Below are 20,928 nucleotides of genomic sequence, written 5' to 3'. Positions count from 1 at the left end.
GCACGGGTCGTCGGGGAGTGAGGCCGCCATGGCGTACGGGCTGGTAGTGACACGTGAGGCACGGAGCCGGCTGAACCGCCTGCGCCGTGACGATCCCCCGGCCGCCCGGCTCGTCGGGGAGGCGGTCACCGGGCTGCTGGCCGAGGGCCTGCGGCTGGGACCGCCCCTGGTCGTCCCGGTGGGGGCCGCGCTGCGGGCGGGCGAGCCGCGGGAGGCGCTGGACTACTGGTACCGGCGCCAGCTCGCGCTGCTGATGAAGGTCCGGCGGGCGGTGGCCGATGTGAAGGCGTCGCGGCAGCAACTGGACCGGCAGATCGGCGAACTGGGGCGGCAGGCCAGGCGGCTGGCCGAGCTGGGGGCGCGGGCCGCCGGCTCGGGCCGCGCCGACCTCGCCGAGGAGGCGGAGGAGCGGCGTACGGCCGTACGGCGGGGGCAGGCGCTGCTCGGCGAGTCGTCCGCCGGGGTCCGCGAGCGGGAGGCCGATCTCGTCGGGATCAGCCGGCGGGTGCAGAACCAGGTCGACCTCTTTCTGGCCCGCAGGCGGGGCGTGGAGGCGGTCCAGCAGGCCGGGCGCGTCCAGCAGGACGTCCACGACGCGCTGGCAGAGCTGGACGGGGCGCCCGGCGCGGAATCGGCGGCGGCCCGTGCCGCCGCGGACAGCACGGTCGCCGCGGCCCGTGGTGAAGCCCGCGACATGGCCGACGGGGCGGAGCGGCTGGAGCACGAGGTGCGTGTGCCGCTGGGCGTACGGCCGCCGGCCATGGAACTGTACGAGCTGCGGCTGGCCGCGCTGACCGGCCGGGACCTGCGGGTGCTGTGCACGGTCGAGGCCGCGCCGTCCGGCGGGCGGGCCGAAGCCGTCGTCCTGCTCGCGGTGGGCGCGGACCGCGCGCAGTGGTGGGACTGGTACGAGTACGCCCTTCCGCTCGCCCGGGAGCGCCTCGCCAGGAGGGAGCGCCGCGGCCGGCAGCCGGGCGCGGAGGACGCGGAATTCGTGGGCGGCCGGGACTGCTTCCGTGACTGGTATCCCGGGACCGAGGAGGAGCGGCACAGCGGAGCGGCCCGGCTGACGGCCCGCAACCGGGGACAGCGGCTGGCCTCGGTTCGCCGCCGCCGGGGCCTGACGCAGCGTCAGCTCGCCGGACTGATGGGGGTACCCGTCGCCCGGGTGGCGGCGCTGGAACGGGCCGAGCCGGGCGCCGTCGAGATCCGTGTGCTCGCCGCCTATGTGACGGCCCTCGGCGGCCGGCTGGAGGTCATCGCCGACTTCGACACCGAGCGGCTGGTCCTGGGCTGAGGCACCGGCTCCCGGCCCGCGGGCCGCCGCCGGTCCGGTCCGTCCGTCATGCGTCGGGTTCCGGCCATACGCCGGCCATCGGGCCCGGCGTCCGGCACCGGTGAACGGGCCCGCCGGAAAGGCGAACGGGCGGGGCCGCCGCGCCCCGGCCCGGGATCACGGCCTCGCGAGCGGGCGGAAACGGGCGGGTTTTCTGCCGTTACGGGCATCGGAACGCGCCCGGTCGCTTGCTATAAACCTGGTGCCGGGCAGAAACGGGCAGGACGATGACCGAACGGAACGCCGTGGAACCGAGGGAACCGAGCAGGAGTGCGCCGTGAGAGCCGAGGAACGCCAGCACCGCATCCTCGTGCTGGCCCGCCAGGCCGGACGGGTGGACGTCACGGACGTGGCCGGTGAGTTCGGGGTGGCGCGCGAGACCGTACGGCGGGATTTGAGCGAACTGGAACGGCGCGGCCTGGTCCGGCGCACGCACGGGGCCGCGTACCCGGTGGAGAGCGCCGGGTTCGAGACGACGCTGGCCCGGCGCGAGACCCAGCACGTGGCGGAGAAGCGGCGGATCGCGGCGGCCGCCGTCCAGCTCGTCGGCGAGGCCGAGACGGTCTTCGTCGACGAGGGGTACACCCCCGAGCTGGTGGCGATGCTGCTGCCCGCGGACCGGCAGCTGACCGTGGTGACCTCCTCGCTGCGCACCGCGTCGCTGGTCTCCGCCTCCGACGCGATCACCGTGCTGCTGCTCGGCGGGCGGGTGCGGTCCGGCACCCAGGCCGCGGTGGGGTCCTGGGCCCGGGACATGCTCGCCGGGTTCGTCATCGACCTGGCGTTCCTCGGGGCCAACGGGATCTCGCGCGAGCACGGCCTGACCACGCCCGACCCGACCGTCGCCGAGGTGAAGGCGCAGGCGGTGCGCTCGTCGCGGCGGCGGGTGCTGATCGGGGTGCACAGCAAGTTCGGCGCGAGCAGTTTCTGCCGGTTCGCCGCCGTACGCGACATGGACACGATCGTCACGGACACCGGCCTCTCCGCGTCGGAGGCCCATCGGTACACGCTGCTGGGACCGCAGGTGCTCCGGGCCTGAAGAGGACGCGTCCCCGAGGAGAATCCGCGCCCGGACGGGCGTGCGCACGACACGGCACGACCGCCGCAGGACGGGCCGCACGGGAGCCGGCGTGCGGGCCCGCGGTCCGCCGTGCCCGCGACCGCGCCCGGCGGGTCGCCCCGGCCGGTGAGTTTTCCCAGCAGAGAGGTGTTGAGCCGTGCGAGCACGATCCCCCGGACGGACCGTTCGCGGCGAGCGGTCCGCCGTACGTCCCAGGCGCCGCGGCCCGGTGGGCCTGGTGGCCGCCACCGTCGCCGTCGCGCTTTCCCTCGGCGGCTGCTACCGCGGCGCCGGCGATCTCGGCAACGAGGGCCGGGACACCATCAACGTCCTGATGGTGAACAACCCGCAGATGGTGGACCTGCAACGGCTGACCGCCGAGCACTTCACGCGGCGGACCGGCATCAAGGTCAACTACACCGTGCTGCCCGAGGACGACCTGCGCGACAAGATGAGCCAGGACTTCTCCAGCCAGGCCGGCCAGTACGACGTGGCCAGCCTCAGCAACTACGAGACCCCGATCTACGCCCGCAACGGCTGGCTGAGCCCGCTCGGCGAGCGGGCCGCGCGGGACACCTCCTTCGACCAGGCGGACCTGCTCGCCCCCGTACGCAAGTCGCTGACCGCGGCCGACGGGAAGGTCTACGCCCAGCCGTTCTACGGGGAGTCGTCGTTCCTGATGTACCGCAAGGACGTGCTGCGGGAGGCGGGGCTGACGATGCCGCCCAAGCCCACCTGGAAGCAGGTCGCGGCGCTCGCGGCGAAGCTCGACGGCGCCCGGCCCGGCATGAAGGGCATCTGCCTGCGCGGCCAGCCCGGCTGGGGGCAGCTCGCGGCGCCGCTGACCTCGGTGGTGAACACCTTCGGCGGCACCTGGTTCACCAAGGACTGGCAGGCCCGCGTCAACAGCCCGGAGTTCACCGCCGCCACCCGCTTCTACGTCGGCCTGCTGCGCGAACACGGGGAGGCGGGCGCCCCGCAGGCCGGGTACACCGAGTGCCTTAACGACATGCAGCAGGGCAAGGTCGCCATGTGGTACGACGCGACCGCCGGCGCGGGATCGCTGGAGAGCGGTGACTCCAAGGTCGCCGGGAAGGTCGGCTACGCGCCCGCGCCGGTCGAGCGGACGGCCAGCTCGGGCTGGCTCTACACCTGGGCGTGGGGCGTCCAGAAGGCGAGCACCCACCAGGACGCCGCCTGGAAGTTCATCTCCTGGGCGTCCGGCAAGGGCTACGAGCGGCTGGTGGGCGAACGGCTGGGCTGGTCGAAGGTGCCGGCCGGGAAGCGCGCCTCGACCTACCGCGACCCCGACTACCTGCGCCGGTCCGGGGCGTTCGCCGCGGCGACGAAGAACGCGATCACCTCGGCGCGCCCCGACGACCCCGGGGTGCAGCCGCGGCCCGCGCCCGGCATCCAGTTCGTCGGCATCCCCGAGTTCTCCGATCTGGGCACCAAGGTCTCGCACGAGGTCAGTTCGGCGATCGCCGGGCGGCAGAGCGTGCCGGAGGCCCTCGACAAGAGCCAGCGGCTGGCGGAGGAGGTGGCCCGTGCCTACGCGAAGCGTTGAGGACCGGGAGGAGCGGGACGGTCTGAGCGGGACGCGGAGCCCCGGCGCCGCCGCGGCCCGGCCGCGCGGCGGCGCCCGTACGGCCGGCCGCGCCGCCGCCTGGGCGCGCCGCGCGCCGCTGCTGCCCGCCCTGGTGTTCCTGATCGTGGTGACCCAGCTGCCCTTCGTGGCGACCGTGGTCATCTCCTTCGTGCGGTGGAACGCGCTGGCCCCCGAGAACCGGGGCTTCGCCGCCTTCGACAACTACAAGGCCGTCTTCACCGACCCCGCGCTGCGCTCCGCGATCTGGACGACGGTCCTGCTGACCGTGACCGTCGTGCTGGTCAGCCTCGTGCTGGGGCTGGGACTCGCGCTGCTGCTGGACCGGAAGTTCAAGGGCCGCGGCATCGTCCGTACGATGCTGATCACCCCGTTCCTGGTCGTGCCGGTCGCCGCCGCGCTGCTGTGGAAGCACGCGCTCTACAACGCCTCGTACGGGCTGATCAACGGATCGCTGACCTGGATATGGAAGCTGTTCGGCAGCGCCGACCCGCCGCAGCCGGACTGGATGACCGCCTCGCCGCTGGCGGCGGTCGAGGTGGCGCTGATCTGGCAGTGGACGCCGTTCATGATGCTGATCCTGCTGGCCGGGCTGCAGAGCCGGCCCGCCGACGCGGTCGAGGCGGCGCGCGTGGACGGCGCCTCCACCTGGGACGTCTTCCGCTACCTCACCCTCCCCCACCTGCGCCGCTACCTGGAACTGGCCGCACTGCTCGGCACGGTCTACGTCGTGCAGAACTTCGACGCGGTGTTCACCATCACCTCGGGCGGCCTGGGCACCGGCAACCTCCCGTACACCATCTACCAGACCTTCTACCAGGCGCACGACTACGGACGGGCCTCCGCGCAGGGCGTCGTGGTCGTGGTCTGCTCCCTGCTGGTGGCGACCTTCGCGCTGCGTACCGTCTCGTCCCTGCTCCGTGAGGAGGTCACCCGATGACTGCGACCGCGGTACGGGCCGCCGCCCCCGCCGGACGGCGCCGCCGGCGCACCGGGAGCCTGCTGGGCCTGGCCGCCTGGCTCTGCGGCATCGCCTTCTTCCTGCCGGTGGCGTGGATGGTGCTCACCTCCTTCCACAGCGAGGCGGACGCGGCCGCCAACCCGCCGAGCGTCGGCGCCGGGCTGACGCTGCACGGCTACCGGGAGTTCTTCGGCGCGGGCACCGGCGTCAGCCCCTGGCCGCCGCTGCTCAACTCGCTGACGGCGTCGGTGGCGTCCACGCTGCTGGTGCTGGCGCTCGCCGTCCCGGCGGCGTACGCGCTGTCCGTCAAGCCGGTGCGCAAGTGGAGCGACGTGCTCTTCTTCTTCCTGTCCACCAAGATGCTGCCGCTGGTGGCGGGACTGCTGCCGGTCTACCTGATCGCCCAGAACACCCGGATGCTCGACAACATCTGGCTGCTCGTCATCCTCTACACCTCGATGAACCTGCCGATCGCGGTGTGGATGATGCGCTCCTTCCTGGCCGAGGTGCCGGCGGAGATCCTGGAGGCGGCGTCCATCGACGGCGCCGGGCTGCCGACGACGCTGGTGCGCATCGTCGCGCCGGTCGCGCTGCCCGGCATCGCGGCCACCGCGCTGATCTCCTTCATCTTCAGCTGGAACGAGCTGCTGTTCGCCCGGGTGCTCACCGGCATCGTCGCCGGGACCTCCCCGGTCTTCCTGACCGGGTTCGTGACCAGCCAGGGCCTGTTCCTGGCCAAGGTGTGCGCCGCCGCCACCGTCATCTCCCTCCCGGTGCTCGCCGCCGGGTTCACCGCCCAGGACAAGCTCGTCCAGGGCCTCTCCCTAGGAGCCGTGAAATGAAGGCCGCAGTGATCAGCGCCCCGGGCCGTGTCGAGGTCACCACCGTCGACGATCCGGCGCCCGGGCCCGGTGAGGTCGTCGTGGACGTGGCGGGCTGCGGGCTGTGCGGCACCGATCTGCACATCCTCCAGGGCGAGTTCGCGCCGACGCTGCCCGTCGTGCCCGGTCACGAGTTCGCCGGTACGGTCGTCGCCCTGGGCGCCGGGGTCACCGGTCTGGCCGAGGGCGACCGGGTCGCCGTCGATCCGTCCCTGTACTGCCACGCGTGCCACTACTGCCGCATCGGACGCAACAACCTGTGTGAACGGTGGGCCGCCATCGGCGTGACGACGGCGGGCGGCGCCGCCGAGTTCGCCGTCGCGCCCGCCGCGAACTGCGTGCAGCTGCCCGAGCACGTGCGGACCGAGGACGCGGCCCTCATCGAGCCGCTGTCCTGCGCCGTGCGGGGCTACGACATCCTGCGCTCCCAGCAGCTCGGCACCCATGTGCTGATCTACGGGTCCGGGACGATGGGGCTGATGATGCTGGAGCTGGCCAAGCGCACCGGCGCGGCGAGCGTCGACATGCTCGACGTCAACCCGCAACGCCTGGCCACCGCACGGCAGTTGGGGTGCAGCAACGCGGCCGCCTCCGCCGACGAGCTGGACCGGCCGCGCGGCTGGGAGGTGGTCATCGACGCGACCGGCAACGCGCACGCCATCCAGGACGGGCTGGGCCGCGTCGGCAAGGGCGGCACGTTCCTCCAGTTCGGCGTCTCCGACTACGCGACACGCGCCACGATCGAGCCGTACCGGATCTACAACCAGGAGATCACCATCACCGGCTCGATGGCCGTGCTGCACAGCTACGAGCGGGCCGCGGAGCTGTTCGCCGCGGGCGTCCTGGACCCGGAGGTCTTCATCAGCGACCGGCTGCCCCTGGACCGCTACGCCGAGGCGATGGACCGCTTCAAGGCGGGACAGGGCCGGAAGATCCAGGTGACGCCTTGATACGGGTCATGCCTTGATCCGGGGACGCGTTGCTCCAGGACACGCCTTGCTCCAGGACACGCCTCCATGCAGGTCACGCCTTGATCCAATGCCGTTGTCAGACCCCTGCGGCATGATGCGGTGGCGGGTCCGGAGAGCTGCCGGAGCGGTCCGGGCCGCCGCGTCGGAGGGGGGCGAGGGGCATGGCGGGCAAGAAGAGTTACGTGATCGTCCCGGGGGCCGGGGGCGTCCCCTGGGACTGGCAGCTGGTCGGGGACGAGCTGCGGCGCCACGGCCATGACGCGGTCGCGGTGGACCTGCCGAACGACGACCCGTCGGCGGGCCTGGCCGAGTACGCCGACGCGGTGGTCCGGGCGGCCGCGGGCCGTACGGACATCGTCCTCGTCGCCCACTCACTGGGCGGGTTCACCGCGCCGCTGGTGTGCGAACGGATACCGGTGGCGCGGATGGTGCTGGTGGCGGCCATGCTGCCGGCGCCCGGCGAACCACCGGGCGACTGGTGGGAGAACACCGGCCACAGTGCGGTGATGGCCGAGCGGGAGCGGCTGGACGGCGGCCCGCCGGACGCGAGCGTGCTCTTCTTCCACGATGTGCCACCGGAGCTGGCGGCCGAGTCGGCGGCCCGGGGACGGGCGCAGTCCGGCGGCCCCTTCGGGCGTCCGTGGCCGCTCGACCGCTGGCCGGAGGTGCCGACCTCGTTCCTGCTCTGCCGCGACGACCAGCTCTTCCCCGCCGGGTGGCTCCGCGGCCTGGTGCGGGAGCGGCTGAGCATCGAGCCGGAGGAGATGGACGGCGGCCACTGCGCGTTCCTGAGCCGCCCCCGTGAGCTGGCGGAGCGGGTGATGCGCCTGAGTGGAGCATGAGCGGACCCGATCGGGGGATTGACGGCGGCCGATCGCCGTCGGCGTGCACGTCCTTCGGCCCGTGACGCGGGAGGTGTTGGAGCCTGGGCGGAAGGCGGGGACCATGGCCCTGCCGGCTCGTACGGGTCTGGACGAGAGGACGCCGATGGACAACGCGACGCTGTACCTGGAAGGCGCCCGGCCGGTGCTCCGCTTCGAGCGGGTGCTCCCGCGGCCTCCCGAGGCGGTGTGGCGGTCGCTGACGGACCGCGAGGAACTGGCCGGGTGGTTCCCGAGCGCGATCGCCGCCGGCGGCACGGAGCCGTGGTCCGCCGGTGCCCCGCTGACGTTCACCTTCCCCGGGGCCGAGGGCCCCGCGCTGACGGGTGAGGTCCTGGAAGCCGACCGGCCCCGTCTGCTGGCGTACACCTGGGGAGCCGAGACGCTGCGGTTCGAACTGTCACCGCGGCCGGACGGCGACACCCTCCTCGTGTTCACCTACCGCTGCGCTCCCGGCACGGCGGCCCGCAACGCGGCCGGCTGGCAGGTCTGCCTCGCGAGGCTGACCGACGGCCCCGCCCAGGCCCCGGACTGGCAGCCCCTGTTCGACGGCTATACGGAGGCGTTCGAGCCGGTCCTCGGCCCACAGGAAGGACCGCCCGCGGGCGTCGGGCAGGAGCGGTGACCGGGCCGGTGCCCCCCGGCGTCGCGGGCGGGCGGGACGGTTGGGAGGGAGCGGGTGGACGGGACGGGCGGTCCCGGCTGGATGGTGGATCGCCCACCGGCCAAGTCCGAGTCCGGACCTTCGCCCCCGGCGACGGTGCCCCGCTCGTCTCGGCGTGGGCGCGCAGCGTCCCGTACGACCCCGTCACTCGGGAGCGGTTCCGCCGCCACGTCCTGCTGGACCCGAACTTCGACCCGGCGGGCCTGCGCGTCGCCGTGCGGGACGGCGAGGTGGTCGGCGCCGCGTACGGGGTTCGCCGGAGGGTGCCGGTGGGCGGGAGCGATCTGGAGCCGGAGCAGGGCTGGATCCCGTTCTTCTTCGTCGATCCGGCCGTCCGCCGCGCCGGGCTGGGGCGCCGGCTGCTCACCGGCGTGCTCGGCTGGCTCGCCGGACACGGCCGTACCCGCGTCGACTTCGCCTCGTACACCCCGCACTATTTCCTCCCCGGCCTGGACCGGGACGCCTATCCGGAGGCCGCCCGGCTGCTGACGGACCTGGGCTTCACGCCCCGGCTCGAAGCCGTCGCGATGGACCGCGGCCTGGTCGGCCACCGGATGCCCGAAGCGGTACGGCAGCGGGCCGACGCACTGGCCGCCGGGGGCTACCGCTTCGGCACTCCACGGGACGACGACCTGGTGGGGCTGCTGCGGCTGGCCGAGGACGAGTTCGGCCCGGACTGGCCACGGACGATCCGGCACGCGCTCGACACCGGCGCGCCCCCGGACCGCATCGTGACGGCCCACGACCCGGCCGGCCGGGTCGTGGGGTGGGCGATGCACGGTGCGTACGAAGGGCTGACCGAGCGGTTCGGGCCGTTCGGCGTACGGGCCGACCAGCGCGGCACCGGCCTGGGCAAGGTGCTGCTGCACCTGGCGCTGGAGCGGATGCGGGCGGCGGGCGCGCACACGGCATGGTTCCTGTGGACCGGCGAGCACAGCCCGGCCGGGCAGCTGTACCGGGCGGCGGGGTTCGCCACGACCCGCAGGTTCCAGGTCTTACGGCGGGAGGTACGGCCATGAAGCGGCGCCGGGTCCTGGCGGGGCTGGCGGGAGCGGCGGCGAGCGCGGCGGGCTGCGGCGCCCCCGGCCGGGGCGGCGGCGGCCGCCCGGGCGACCCGGTCGTGCTCACGCTGTTGTCGCACTACGCGACCGACCCGCTGAAGTCGGCGTTGCAGCGCGTGGTGGACGAGTGGAACGCGGCGCACGACCGGGTGCACGTACGGACGACTGCGGTCCGTTTCCAGGATCTGCTGACCACCCTGATGGTGCGTCAGGCCGCCGGCCAGGGCGCGGACATCATCCACCCGTACAGCCTGTGGGCGGGGCAGCTGGCGCAGGCGGGGGTGGTGCGGCCGGCGCCGTCCGGGGACGCCGCCCGTATCGAGCGCGGTTTCGCCCGTCCCGCGGTCCGGGCGGCGTCGGTACGGGGCCGGCCCCTCGGCTATCCCACCGAGGTGCAGTCGTACGCGCTCTACTACAACAAGCGGCTGCTGCGCGCGGCCGGGCTGGCCGGGCCGCCGCGCACCTGGCGGGAGCTGGAGGAGACCGCGTACCGGACCGCGCGGCGCGACCGGCACGGCAATACGCTCGTGCAGGGTTTCGGGCTGTCGCGGACGGACGACTCCACGGTGGTGAACCAGACCCTGGCACTGCTGGCATCCCGTGGCGGATCGTTCCTCCACCCGGACGGTACGCACAGCGCCCTCGACTCCCCCGCCGGACGCGCCGTCTTCGCGCTGGAGCGGCGCCTGATCGACCGGGGCGCGAGCGACCCCGGCATCGACCTGATGAAGGCGTTCCCCGCGGGCCGGGTGGCGATGGCGGTCAGCGGCGCGTGGTGGACCGGCAGCCTGAAGCAGACGATGGGCCGGGACTACCGCGATGTCGGGGTGGCGCCGGTGCCGGGTCCCGCGCCCGGCAACCGGGGCACGGTCACCACCGGTTTCCTGCTGGGCGTCAACGCGAAGAGCGGGCACCAGCGGGAGGCCTGGGAGTTCCTGCGCTGGCTGAACGACGAGGTGGTGCCGGCCGGCCCCGGGGCGGGCCGGGCCGCGGCCGTACGGGCCACGCGGATGAGCGTCCTCCAGATGTCCGTCGGCACGATGACCGGCCGTACCGGTGACATGCGGGCGCTGCTGGCCGCCGGGGGCGACCAGAACCTCGGCCCGTTCGTCGACGCGCTGGACTACGCCACGCCGGAGCCGAACGGGCCGCGCGCGCAGAAGGCCAAGGCGCTGCTGCGCAAGAACATCGAGGAGATGTGGACCGGCCGCCATCCGCCGGACGCGGCCGTGCGCAACGCCGTGCGCCAGATCGACCAGGAACTCTCCCGCTGACCGCGCGGCCTGCCCCGGGCCTGCTCCCGTCGGCCGGTCCGCCCGTCCCCGAAAGGCTGGTGCTGCATGGCGACAACGGTCGGAAGCGCGGACGGCGACGGCGGCGAGGCCCGGCGCCCGAGCGGAGCCGAAGGGCGCGGCCGTACGGACGGCGGGCCGGGTGTGCGTAAGGCCGGGAGGCGCGGGCGGGGTGAGCGCAATGCCGGGAATCGCGGGCCGGGTGTGGGTAGGGCCGGGGGGCGCGGGCGCGGTGTGCGGGCGGCCGGGGAGCGCGCCCGCCCCGCCGCGCGCCGGGCCCGCCACCGCTGCCGCCAGACCGCCGTCGCCTACCTCTTCCTCGCGCCCAGCCTCGCCTTCTTCGCGGTCTTCCTCCTCCTGCCGCTGCTGTTCGCGGTGCTGCTGTCGCTGTCCCGCTGGGCCGGCTTCGACCTGGCCGACATACGGCCGGCGGGGGTGGACAACTTCGCCGCCCTCTTCGCCCGCGGCTCGTCCTTCCTGACGCCGGTCCTGACCAACACGCTGCTGTACGCGCTGGGCACCGTGGCCCTGGCGCTGACCGGCGCCGTACTGGTCGCGCACTGCATCACCCGCCTGCGCTTCCAGGGGTTCTGGCGCACGCTGTACTTCCTGCCGATCGTGACGACCGTGGTCGCGGTCGGCAACGTGTGGAAGTACATGTACGAGCCGGGCGGCCTGGTCAACGGCGTGCTCAACGCGCTCGGCCTGCGCTCCGTGGCCTTCCTCCAGGACCCGGCGACGGCGCTCCCGTCGGTCGTGGTGGTCCAGGCGTGGGCCTCCCTCGGGTCGGCGATCCTCATCCTCACGGCGGGCCTGAAGGCCGTTCCGCACTCCTACTACGAGGCGGCGGAGCTGGACGGCGCCGGGCCGTTCACCGTCTTCACCCGCATCACGCTGCCGCTGCTGCGGCCGTCCCTGCTGTTCGTGTGCGTGACCCAGTTCATCACCGGCCTCCAGTCGTTCGCGCTGATCATCGTCATGACCGGCGAGGGCGGTCCGGGCGACGCGACGAACGTGGCCGCGCTGGAGATGTACCAGCGGGCGTTCAAGTACGGGGACTGGGGCTCGGCGAGCGCGGCGGCCCTCGTGCTGTTCGTCCTCGTCCTGGTGATCACTTTGGCGCAGTTGTGGCTGTTCCGGCGGAAGGGAGCGGACGGATGAGGCGGCGCGGGCGGGTTCCCTGGCTGTCGTACCTGCTGGTGGGGGCGGGCGCGGTGGTGACGGTGGTGCCGTTCCTGGACATGCTGCTGACCTCGTTCAAAGGGCCGGGCGAGTACGGCAGGCTGCCCTACCGCTTCCTCCCGGAGGCCTTCGACCTGTCCAACTACCGGGAGGCGTTCGTCCGGCTGAACCTGCCGCTGCTGTTCCGCAACAGCGTCGTCGCCACCGCGGTGATCACCGGATCGGTGCTGCTGACGTCCTCGCTGGCGGGCTACGCCCTGGCCAAGCTGCGCTTCCCCGGCCGCGACCTGATCTTCCGGCTGGTGCTGGCGACGATGATGTTCCCGCCGTTCGTGTTCTTCATCCCGCACTTCCTGATCCTGGTGCACTGGCCGCTGGCGGGCGGCAACGGCCCGCTCGGCGACGGCGGCGCCGGGCTGACGGTCAGCATCGCCGCCCTGGTCATGCCGTTCCTGGTGTCCGGCTTCGGGATCTTCCTGATGCGGCAGTTCATCGTGTCCGTACCGGACGAGATGCTGGAGGCGGCGCGGATCGACGGCGCCGGGGAGTTCACCGTATGGTGGCGCATCGTCGTACCGCAGACCCGGCCGGTGGCGGTGACGCTCGCGCTGCTCACGTTCGTGGGCGCCTGGAACGAGTACATCTGGGCCCTGCTCGTGTCCACCGCGAACCCCCGCCTGATGACGCTCCCCGTGGGCATCCAGACGTTGCAGAGCTACCTCGACCCCCACCGCATGGTGCCCGTCATGATGGCCGGGCTCATGCTGAGCGTGCTGCCGGTGCTGCTGATGTTCCTGCTGCTCCAGAAGCACTACATCCGGGGCGTCATGCTCAGCGGCCTCAAGTAGGCCGGGCCGGGCGCCGGCCGCTCAGGCGGCCGTGCCGTCGCGCTGTTCCGGGAAGGTGATCCGCGGCCCGACGTCGGGCGCGGCGATGCCCGGCAGCAGGTACCGCCACAGGGTGATCACGCGCTGGTGCAGGTCGGCCCGGCCGGTGGAGATCTGCGACAGGAGCTGCGTGCCGGAGTACGAGCTGACCAGCATCCAGGCCAGGTCGTCCACGTCCACCTCCGGCAGCAGTTCCCCCTGGTCCCGGGCGGCCCGCAGCTGCCCGGCGAACTCCCGCACCCAGTACTGGTACGGGGCGTCGTCCTGCACGCCGAATTCGCCCTGCTCGATCGCCAGCCGTACACCGGCCCGCAGCGCGGGGTTGGTCTGCAGCTCTCCGGCGAGGTACAGCGTGATGTCGACCAGCCGCTGGAGGCCGTCCTCGCCGGGCGGCAGCTCCAGCCCGTTGCCCTGCTCGATCATGACGGCGTGCGCCAGGGCCTCCTTGGACGGGAAGTGGAAGTACATCCCGCCCTGGGTGACCCCGGCCCGCTTCATGATCTTGCTGACGCTCGCGCCACTGAACCCGAACTCGTCGAACACTTCGGAAGCCGCCCGGAGAATTGCCTCCCGCGTCTTGACCGCCCGCTCCTGCACTGACCGCACCATTTCCCTCGGCAAACACGTGAATGGTACGAAGAAAACGCGTCCCCTGCCGATTCGGTACCGGCGCCGACCGTGATGTGGACCACTTCGAAGGATCTTCCGGGGGGCCGCCTGCCTCCGGCGGACGGTCCGGCGCCCGGAGCGGGGCCGCGCGGGTCGGCGGCGGGGAAGGCGTACGAGTGGTCCACAACCGAGGCCGGGTGTTGCCTGCCGTGCGGGCCACCGACGAAGCCCCGGCCGTGCGGCGGGCAGCCGCCGTCAGTCGCCGAGGCGCCCGCACAGGTGTTCCAGTGCGAAGGCGCCTGCCCGGAGCTGTGTCAGGCGTTCCGCCTCCAGCTGCCGCAGCAGGCCGTCGAGGAGGCGCGGTGACTGGAGGAATTCCAGTACGGCGCGCTGGAAGGCGCCGCGCAAGGTGGGCGGCATGGCGTCGGAGGCGTCGAAGCAGACCTTGTCCGCCGCGCTGAAGAGTTTCTGCACCGCCGCGGTGCTCGCCGACAGCTGCCCCTCGCCGGTGCTGCCGTCGGAGAAGAAGGGGCGCTCCCCCGGGCTCGCCAGCCTGGCCCATTCCGCGCGGGCCGGGTGCGAGGTCAGTGCCTTCAGCAGTTCCCAGGCGGCTTCGCCGGGCCGGAAGACGGCCGCCATGTCGCCGGAGACCTCGTAGGCTCGGCGGTCGGCCGGAAGACCGGGAACGAACCGATGGGTGGGTGCGGGCAGCACGTCGTCGGCGTAGTGCCGGCGGATGAAGGAGCCCTGGTGCTCCAGGGTGCACCTGCCGGTGTTCAGCAGGCCGTACCGGCCGCCGCCCAGATCGTCGAACGGGGTGGATATCGCGTTTTCGGCGGCCTTGGGGCCGTCCTCGGCGAGCAGGTCCCGCCACGCCTGCCACGCCCGCCTCACCGGAGCGCTGGTCCACGGCAGGGCGCCGGTGGCCCACTCGTCGTACACGGCGGGGCCGGACTTCTGGAGCAGCAGGTCCTCGATCCAGTCCGTGCCCGGCCAGCCGGACGTCGCTTCGGACGCCATCCCCAGGCACCAGCGGGGGTTCCGGGCCGTCCGGGGATCGTGGGGGCGGCTCCAGACGATGCTCTTGAGGTCCACCCGCACCGGCACCCAGTACGAGCGCTGCCGCAACTCGCCCTCCTGGTTCCTGAGCCTGATCCGCTGCGCCCACGGGCCGACCGCCGATCCCGCCACGTCCTCGTCCAGCGGCTTGGCGGCGCCTTCGCGTGCGTATTCGGACAGTTCCCCCAGGCTGTTGAGGATCGCCACGTCGGGCGGTGACTCCGTGCGCAGCTGGGTCGCCAGGGTCTCCCGTGGCGAGCGGGTGCCCTCGTACACGTACGTACGGCCGGTCCGCTTGCCGATCTCCTTCAGCGTCTCGACGAACGGGCGCTGCTCCTCGCCGGTCCACGGGCCCAGGACCACCACCGTCCGGTCGTCGTCGGACGAGCAGCCCCCCGACAGCAGTGCGGCGGTGACCAGGAGGCAGCAGGCCAGGGCGGGCCGGAGTCTGCGGCGCGGGCTTCTCATGCGGACCTCCAGTCGATCTTCCAGTACTCGCGGCCGTACTGGCGCAGCGCGAAGCCCCAGCCCACGGCACCCGCCGCCCCCACGGCCAGGGCCAGCACCGAGGCCAGCATCCACATGCCCGGGTGGGTGCCGCGCAGCCGCCCGGCGAGGTCGGAGTCCACCTTCTCGATCGCGGCGTCGGGCCCGGCCGGCCCGTCGCTCCGCTCCGGTCCGGCCTCGCGCGGCACGGATATCCGCCCGAGCCGGGCGGCGGAGCGCTCCACGTCCTGCTGGGCCCGGTGCTGGACGGTCGCGCCGGCCCACAGGACCGCGAACACCAGCAGGACGGGCAGTGCGTGCAGGGCCAGCAGGGGACTGCGGACCCGCAGGCGGGCGCGTACGTAGTCGAGCAGGCCGGCGAAGAGGACGGCCAGGACCAGCGCGGCCAGCAGCGCCGCCGAGGCGGTGACGAGGAACACGGTGCGCCGGCCCGACAGCTCGGCCACGGAGGCGCGCAGACGCGTCTCCAGGGTGCCGATGCGGTCCAGCACGGCGGTGGGGCTGCCGCGCAGCAGGGTCGTCGCGTACTCCATGCCGGCCCGGCACAGGGGCCGGCTGTCGTGGTGGCTGTCGGCCCAGTCGATCCAGTAGTCGTAGGCGACCACCAGGCCGGAGATCACCCGGGTCTCCTGTTCCTGCGCCTTGTCCAGCGCTCCGGTCTGGACGGCGTTGTTCAGGCTCTGGGAAGCCGCGGTCACCAGGGACGGATAGCGTTCGCCGAGCCCTACGAGATCGGACTGCACCGGCGGCCTGCCGCCGCGCGTGCCGAGGCGGCGCTCGGCCTCGGCCTGCGCGAGGGTCAACGCCACGCGGGCGTGGGCCAGTTCGACGAGGGCGGGGGCGTAGCGGCCGCGCAGCTCCTCCGTACGGCTGTGGACGTCGAAGTACGCCGTGCCGGCGAGGGCGAGGACGGTGAAGGTGACGGCGGGCAGCATCAGCATCCGGCTGAACAGGAACCTGCCCGTGTGCTTGCGCCCGCGCACCGGATCGCGGCCCGAGGACCAGTACCACAGCACGCGCAGCGGCCGTCTTCGCGCCATGACCTTCCCGGGGGATGCACCGGGTGGGCGTGGTCCGGGGCGGGCGCTGTCGTGGCCGCTCATGGTGCCCCCTCACTCGGGGAGTCCTCGTACGGGGGAAGGGCCTCGCCGGTCCGTCCGTCCCGGTCCCAGTGGCGGAACCAGTGGAGGCGCTGGTCGCCGCGGCGGTGCCGGAAGCCGATGGGGCGGGTGCGGTAGGCGTTGTCGAGCAGGGCTTCGGCCAGCTCCCGGTCCCGGGCACGGGCGGCGGGCGACATCTGTTCGAACAGCCGCAGGTAACAGGCCGCGAGCTCCTCGCGCAGCGCGTGCTCGGTGTGCGGGACGGTGATCTTCTCGGCCTGGTTGTCGGTTTCCGCGCAGAGGGCGCCCAGCGGGCCGGGGCCCGCCGCGGGTGCGGTGGTGACGAGCAGGAGCAGCAGTTCCAGGAGGTCGGTGCGCAGCCGGTCCTGGGCATGCCGGTCGGTCAGGCCCTCTTTCCTCGTGAGCCGGTGCAGCGCCGGCCAGGCCAGCCGGGCGGCGGACACGGTGGGCGGACGGCCGTCGGCGGGCGGGGCGGCGAGGATGCGGACCATGGCCGTCCGGGCGGCGGTGCGGTGCCGGGAGTCGGCGGGGACGGCTTCGAGGCAGTCCAGGGCGAGCTGCGGTTTGGCGTCGGCGAGGTGGATGCGGGCCAGGCCGAAGGCGGCGCTGCCGAGGGCGTGGTTGCGGTGCCAGACCGCCCCGTACAGGGCCACGGCCTCCTTCGGGGCCCGCAGGGCCTCGTGACAGTAGCCGAGGGCCAGTTTCGGCGCGTACTCCCCCGGAATCGCCGCGTAGACCCGGTCGAAGCACTCCAGCGCCGCCGGGACCCGGTCGTCGGCGAGATGGAGCAGCCCCTCGTGCCAGTGCAGCCGCCAGTCGTACGCCGCCAGTTCGCCGACGGCGGCGCGGGCGCGGGCCAGCTCGGCCTCGGCGGCGGCCCGTTCCCCGGCGGCCTCCTCCGGGTGGTCGCGGGCGATCTCCAGGTGGAGCCGGAAGTGCAGCAGCGCCTTCTCCGGTGACTCCTTCCACGCGTCGCTGAGCTGGAGCAGGCCGACCGGATCGTCGTAGGAGGTGCGGTGCAGTTCCGTCCAGTTGCCGTCGGCGACGTCCGGTTTGGGCACCGGCAGGCCGAGGGCGACCTCCGCGGGGGTGGGCGGCCGGGCCGTCAGTCCGCGCTTGACGTTGCTGCCGTCGCGCCACTGCCCGAGCGGCGGCGCCTTGCCCAGCTCGCCGTCGAGGGCGGCGGGCGCCGGGGCGAAGAGCGAGGAGGGCTCGAAGGCAGCCTCCTCGCCGAGGCGCAGCGACCGCAACTCCTTCAGTACCCCGCGCAGTTGGACGGCCATCTCCCGGGCGTCGGCGAAGCGCTCCTCGGGGAGCGGCGCGGTGGCGCGGTCCAGTACGCGTTCCAGCGAGCGCGTGCCGAGCCCCGGGGGCGCCTCGGGGACCCGGGCGACCAGTTCCCCGAGCACGGCGCCCACCGCGTACAGGTCGGCGGCGACGGTCATGGCGGGGTGGCTGTGCAGCTCGGGCGCCGGGTACGTGAGGGGGCCCGAGGTGCCGATCGGGCGGACACCGGCGACATCGATGAGCTTGATGCCGGCACCGCAGTGGATCACGTTCGTGAGGGAGAGGTCGCCGTAGACGAGCCCGCGCTCCTCGTGGAGGTAGGTGAGCGCGTCCAGGATGAGCAGCCCGTAGACCGCGATGAACTCGTGCACCCGGTGGTCGTGGAAGGGCTCGGCGCGCTGCGCGATCCGGTCGGCGATCCAGCGCAGCGGCGCGCCGTCGGCGAACTCCATCACGATGAAGCTGAGGTTGCTGTCCGAGGCGCCCGGCTGCCGGGCGTAGTTGAACACCTTGATGATCGACGGGTGGTTGAGGCCGACCAGCCGCAGGCGCTCCTGCACCGCTTCCTGCACGGCCCGCGCGTCGTCGGGGTCGCGCACCCCCTTCAGGGCCACCGGCCGGCCGGCGAGCATCCGGTCGCGGGCGAGGTACACCTGCCCGTAGCTGCCCTGGCCGAGGCGGCCGACGACCCGGTACTGCTGGTGCAGTTCCTGGCCGCGGACGAGACCGGGCCACCGTACGGCCAGGGGCACCGGTCCGGGGGCCGGTGCCGGGCCCTCGGCGGCGGGCGGGAACGCGGCCGGTGGCGGCTCCGGTTCGGCGAGGGAGTCCGGGTCGCCGACGGTGACGTGCGGCAGGTCCGTCAGGCCGTCACCCGGCGGGAGGACGACGTAACCGCGTGGCGTGCGCGGCGGATCGAGGCGCTGCAGGGCGTCCTCGACGGCGACGCCGATGCGGAACAGGTGGTACGCGGCGCTCGGGCTGTTGCGCAGGATGCCGCCCTGGCGCAGCGCCGCCAGCCGCGCGGCGAGCCGGCGGGAGACCGGTACGCACCCGTCGGCGTCCTCCGGGCCGTCCCGCCCGCCGCGCAGCCGGCGGTGCTGCTCCTCCAGGCCGGCCAGGACGGTCAGCCGTGCGGCGACGGCCGATTCGCGGCGGCTGGCCCAGCGGTCGTCGAGGAGTTCGTCGACGACGCGGGCGAGCAGTGGCGCGGCCGGGTCCTGGAAGACGAGCAGGAGCCGGCTGTGGCCCGGGGCGAGCAGCGCGTGCAGCAGCGACAGGAACGGCCCGTGGGCCGACCGGGCCGGTCCGTCGGCGGGCAGGAGCCGGTCGACGGAGAGGAAGGCGGCGGACAGCGGCGGGGCCTGCTCGGCGATCTGCCGCGTCACCGTGGCGAGGTCACCGGCCGGTGCCCGGTGGGTGGTGAGGCCGGCCCGGACCGCGACGCGCCGGACCAGTTGGTCGGCCGTCCAGCCCGTCGCGTCCAGGGCGAGGTCGATCGAGCCCGCCCGCGGTTCCGTGGCCTCGCCGCGCCGCAGCGGCCGCGGGTTGCGCTCCCGGTCGGCCAGGATGAGCGCGGAGTGCAGCGCGGAACGGGCGTCGTGCTCGTCGTCGGCCACGAAGGCCAGCTCCACGGGCTCGGCGGGGCCGTCCGGGCGGTGCTGGGCCTGGCCGGTGACGCCGCGGCCGCCGTCGGGTCGTCCCGGCGCTCCCCGCCATGCCGCCGCGCCGCTGCCTCCCGCGCCCGCGGCCCGTTCCGCGCTGCGCCCTTTGACCGTGCCCCGGCCGGTGGGCGTGGCCCGGACGGTGGCCGGTCCACTGTCGTCGAGCCAGCGGGCGAGCCAGCGGCGCAGCCCGGGTGCCCGGTCCGAACCGGCCGCGCCCGGGACGAGCCGGATGGAGCCCGCGACGGCACGCGCGCCGGTGACCCGCAGCCGTAACTTCTCGTCGCCCAGGTGCGCCAGGATCGTCTCGGTCGGAATCATGTAGGCGTGGCTGGAGGGGACCGGGAACCGCTCGGTGCCGTGCTGGTGGACGAGGATGCCGATGACGCCGCCCGTACGGTTGTGCACCACGCCGCTGCCGCTGAAGCCGTGCCGGACCACGTAGGGCGCCGACTCCGGGTCGAGCTGGACCCACTCGGGGGCGTGGCCGGGGCCGCCGCGGCCCATGAGGCGCGCGGTGATGTGCTCGCCGCCGGGCAGGTCCTGCGGATAGCCGACGGTGTGCACCCGCTCGTCGCGCGCCGGGATCTGCCGGTGCAGCACGGCGGGCGCCACCGGCGGTACCTCGGCCAGCCGCAGCAGGGCGATGTCGGCGCTGAACCGGGAGGTCGGCGGCCGCAGATGCCGGGTGAGCACCTCGGCCGCCAGGGGGCGGGGCACCGCGTCCGGGGCGCCGGGGAACTCGGCGTACACCTCTCGCAGGGGCAGCGGCGGGTCGGCGGGCCGGCCGTCGGCCACGGCGGGCCGGGGTCTGGCCAGGACGACGTGCGCGCAGGTGAGCACCAGTGCGTCGGGCAGCAGCACACCGGCGCCGAGCGGTGCGGCGCCCCGGCGCTCCGCGTGGAACAGCCGGACCCGCCAGCATCCGTCGCCTGAGTGGTACTGGGAAGTTCCCCCGAGCTCCCTCATACTCCAGCACGATAGCCGCGGGGAGTGACAGCCGTCCCCACCGCGTGACGGGAGGGCCGTGATGGGCGCGAGCAGTGGGCAGGGCGGGCACGACGGCGCGGAGACCGCGGGCCTGGCGGACGTCATCGGCCGGATCCGTGAGGAACTGGAGACGGCGCAGCGCGACGGCGAGCGGAGCCGGCTCCGGTTCCTGGTGGAACGCGTCGACGTGGAGTTCGCCGTCCAGGTGCGCCGGGAGGGCTCGGGCCGCGGCGGCCTGCGGATCGGCGTGGTCACCGCGGAGGCCGGCGGCGCGCTCTCCCGGGAGAGCACCCACCGCATCGCGATCGAACTCAAGCCGCACGACCGGGACGCGCCTCCGGAGGGGCCGGGCATCAGCGTGGGCGGGCCCTCGTAACGGGTTCCGCGGAGGCGGCGGTCACCCGTACGGAGGAGGGCCGGGAAGTGTCCGGGCCGGGCGGCGGAGCGGGCCGTCGGCGCGGGTTCTCCGTGGTCGCGGCCCCTCCCGTCCGCCAGGTCCCGAAGTGCGGGCGAAGCGGTGGCGGGTGAGAGTCGTGTCACCAATCCCGCTCCATTAAGGAGAGATCATGCGTCGCATCGCGATAGCCGCCGTCGGCGTCCTCGCCGCCGGATTCGTCGCCGCCGCTCCCGCGGCCGCCGCCCCCTCGGGCGGCGGGGGCAAGCACCTCCACCACCACACCGCCAGCCACTGGCAGGCCGCCCACAAGGAGGGCGTGAACGCCGGCGGAGTGGACGGCGCTACCGTCGGTGAGGCCAGCGCCGCCTCGCACACGAAGGTCAGCGACCTCCACAAGCACAAGTACCACTTCCGCCACTGGGTGCGCTGACCACTCGCCACCCGGTTCCACCACGCTCGTCCCGGCCGCATCGGCCGGCAGCCCTTCGCCCGTTTCCCGGTGCGAAGGGCTG

The 20,928-nt window shown here is 73.8% G+C and carries 18 protein-coding genes; 14 read left to right on the top strand and 4 right to left on the bottom strand.

The features are described from left to right. Positions 1 to 46: 46 nt before the first annotated feature. From CP973_RS40890 to CP973_RS18850, 12 genes are all read left to right on the top strand, one after another. The gene (locus CP973_RS40890) at positions 47 to 1,297 is read left to right on the top strand and encodes a helix-turn-helix domain-containing protein (RefSeq protein ID WP_244409599.1); all 1,251 of its coding nucleotides are present in this window, start codon (positions 47 to 49) and stop codon (positions 1,295 to 1,297) included. Positions 1,298 to 1,613: 316 nt separating this feature from the next. Next, on the top strand, positions 1,614 to 2,375 hold the full coding sequence (locus CP973_RS18900; RefSeq protein ID WP_150242236.1) for a DeoR/GlpR family DNA-binding transcription regulator: 762 nt from the start codon (positions 1,614 to 1,616) through the stop codon (positions 2,373 to 2,375). A gap of 178 nt (positions 2,376 to 2,553) precedes the next feature. After that, the gene (locus CP973_RS18895; RefSeq protein WP_425281977.1) at positions 2,554 to 3,963 is read left to right on the top strand and encodes an ABC transporter substrate-binding protein; all 1,410 of its coding nucleotides are present in this window, start codon (positions 2,554 to 2,556) and stop codon (positions 3,961 to 3,963) included. A gap of 118 nt (positions 3,964 to 4,081) precedes the next feature. Then, positions 4,082 to 4,942, top strand: coding sequence for a carbohydrate ABC transporter permease (locus CP973_RS18890; protein ID WP_150243757.1), 861 nt, complete (start codon positions 4,082 to 4,084; stop codon positions 4,940 to 4,942). Then, on the top strand, positions 4,939 to 5,805 hold the full coding sequence (locus CP973_RS18885; protein WP_150242234.1) for a carbohydrate ABC transporter permease: 867 nt from the start codon (positions 4,939 to 4,941) through the stop codon (positions 5,803 to 5,805). Before CP973_RS18890 ends, CP973_RS18885 begins: the two co-directional genes overlap by 4 nt. Beyond that, positions 5,802 to 6,794, top strand: coding sequence for a zinc-dependent alcohol dehydrogenase family protein (locus CP973_RS18880; protein ID WP_150242232.1), 993 nt, complete (start codon positions 5,802 to 5,804; stop codon positions 6,792 to 6,794). Before CP973_RS18885 ends, CP973_RS18880 begins: the two co-directional genes overlap by 4 nt. A gap of 182 nt (positions 6,795 to 6,976) precedes the next feature. Further along, the gene (locus tag CP973_RS18875) at positions 6,977 to 7,657 is read left to right on the top strand and encodes an alpha/beta hydrolase (RefSeq protein WP_150242230.1); all 681 of its coding nucleotides are present in this window, start codon (positions 6,977 to 6,979) and stop codon (positions 7,655 to 7,657) included. A 103-nt stretch (positions 7,658 to 7,760) separates the two neighbouring features. After that, positions 7,761 to 8,321, top strand: coding sequence for an SRPBCC domain-containing protein (locus CP973_RS18870; RefSeq protein WP_208853211.1), 561 nt, complete (start codon positions 7,761 to 7,763; stop codon positions 8,319 to 8,321). Beyond that, entirely contained in the window at positions 8,318 to 9,379 is a 1,062-nt protein-coding gene (locus tag CP973_RS18865) for a GNAT family N-acetyltransferase (RefSeq protein ID WP_244409598.1), read from the top strand. The genes CP973_RS18870 and CP973_RS18865 overlap by 4 nt, the downstream gene beginning before the upstream one ends. Beyond that, positions 9,376 to 10,695 carry an extracellular solute-binding protein gene (locus CP973_RS18860; protein WP_150242228.1) on the top strand — a complete coding sequence of 440 codons (1,320 nt, stop codon included), beginning with the start codon at positions 9,376 to 9,378 and terminating at the stop codon, positions 10,693 to 10,695. Before CP973_RS18865 ends, CP973_RS18860 begins: the two co-directional genes overlap by 4 nt. Before the next feature lie 222 nt (positions 10,696 to 10,917). Further along, entirely contained in the window at positions 10,918 to 11,874 is a 957-nt protein-coding gene (locus CP973_RS18855; RefSeq protein ID WP_244409597.1) for a carbohydrate ABC transporter permease, read from the top strand. Further along, positions 11,871 to 12,743, top strand: a complete 873-nt coding sequence (locus tag CP973_RS18850; protein WP_150242224.1) for a carbohydrate ABC transporter permease — start codon at positions 11,871 to 11,873, stop codon at positions 12,741 to 12,743. Before CP973_RS18855 ends, CP973_RS18850 begins: the two co-directional genes overlap by 4 nt. Positions 12,744 to 12,764: 21 nt before the next feature. Here CP973_RS18850 and CP973_RS18845 read toward each other — a convergent pair whose 3' ends face one another. The 4 genes from CP973_RS18845 to CP973_RS18830 form a co-directional block, all read right to left on the bottom strand. Continuing rightward, positions 12,765 to 13,391, bottom strand: a complete 627-nt coding sequence (locus CP973_RS18845) for a ScbR family autoregulator-binding transcription factor (protein WP_150242222.1) — start codon at positions 13,389 to 13,391, stop codon at positions 12,765 to 12,767. 255 nt (positions 13,392 to 13,646) lie between these two features. Then, positions 13,647 to 14,918: an ABC transporter substrate-binding protein gene (locus CP973_RS18840; protein ID WP_150242220.1), complete on the bottom strand. Its 1,272-nt coding sequence runs from the start codon at positions 14,916 to 14,918 to the stop codon at positions 13,647 to 13,649. Beyond that, positions 14,915 to 15,997 carry a hypothetical protein gene (locus CP973_RS18835; protein WP_150242218.1) on the bottom strand — a complete coding sequence of 361 codons (1,083 nt, stop codon included), beginning with the start codon at positions 15,995 to 15,997 and terminating at the stop codon, positions 14,915 to 14,917. The genes CP973_RS18840 and CP973_RS18835 overlap by 4 nt, the downstream gene beginning before the upstream one ends. 59 nt (positions 15,998 to 16,056) lie before the next feature. After that, on the bottom strand, positions 16,057 to 19,998 hold the full coding sequence (locus CP973_RS18830; protein ID WP_150242216.1) for a tetratricopeptide repeat protein: 3,942 nt from the start codon (positions 19,996 to 19,998) through the stop codon (positions 16,057 to 16,059). Positions 19,999 to 20,059: 61 nt separating this feature from the next. On the opposite strand from CP973_RS18830, the gene CP973_RS18825 reads away from it, so the two are divergent. Next, positions 20,060 to 20,395 carry a trypco2 family protein gene (locus CP973_RS18825; protein ID WP_150242214.1) on the top strand — a complete coding sequence of 112 codons (336 nt, stop codon included), beginning with the start codon at positions 20,060 to 20,062 and terminating at the stop codon, positions 20,393 to 20,395. A 190-nt stretch (positions 20,396 to 20,585) separates the two neighbouring features. Continuing rightward, positions 20,586 to 20,846 carry a hypothetical protein gene (locus CP973_RS18820; protein WP_150242212.1) on the top strand — a complete coding sequence of 87 codons (261 nt, stop codon included), beginning with the start codon at positions 20,586 to 20,588 and terminating at the stop codon, positions 20,844 to 20,846. Positions 20,847 to 20,928: the final 82 nt, after the last annotated feature.

This window comes from Streptomyces albofaciens JCM 4342 (genome assembly GCF_008634025.1).
Taxonomy (GTDB): domain Bacteria; phylum Actinomycetota; class Actinomycetes; order Streptomycetales; family Streptomycetaceae; genus Streptomyces; species Streptomyces albofaciens.
Note: the sequence above shows the minus strand (reverse complement) of the source record. Positions and strands in the feature narration are given on the sequence as shown.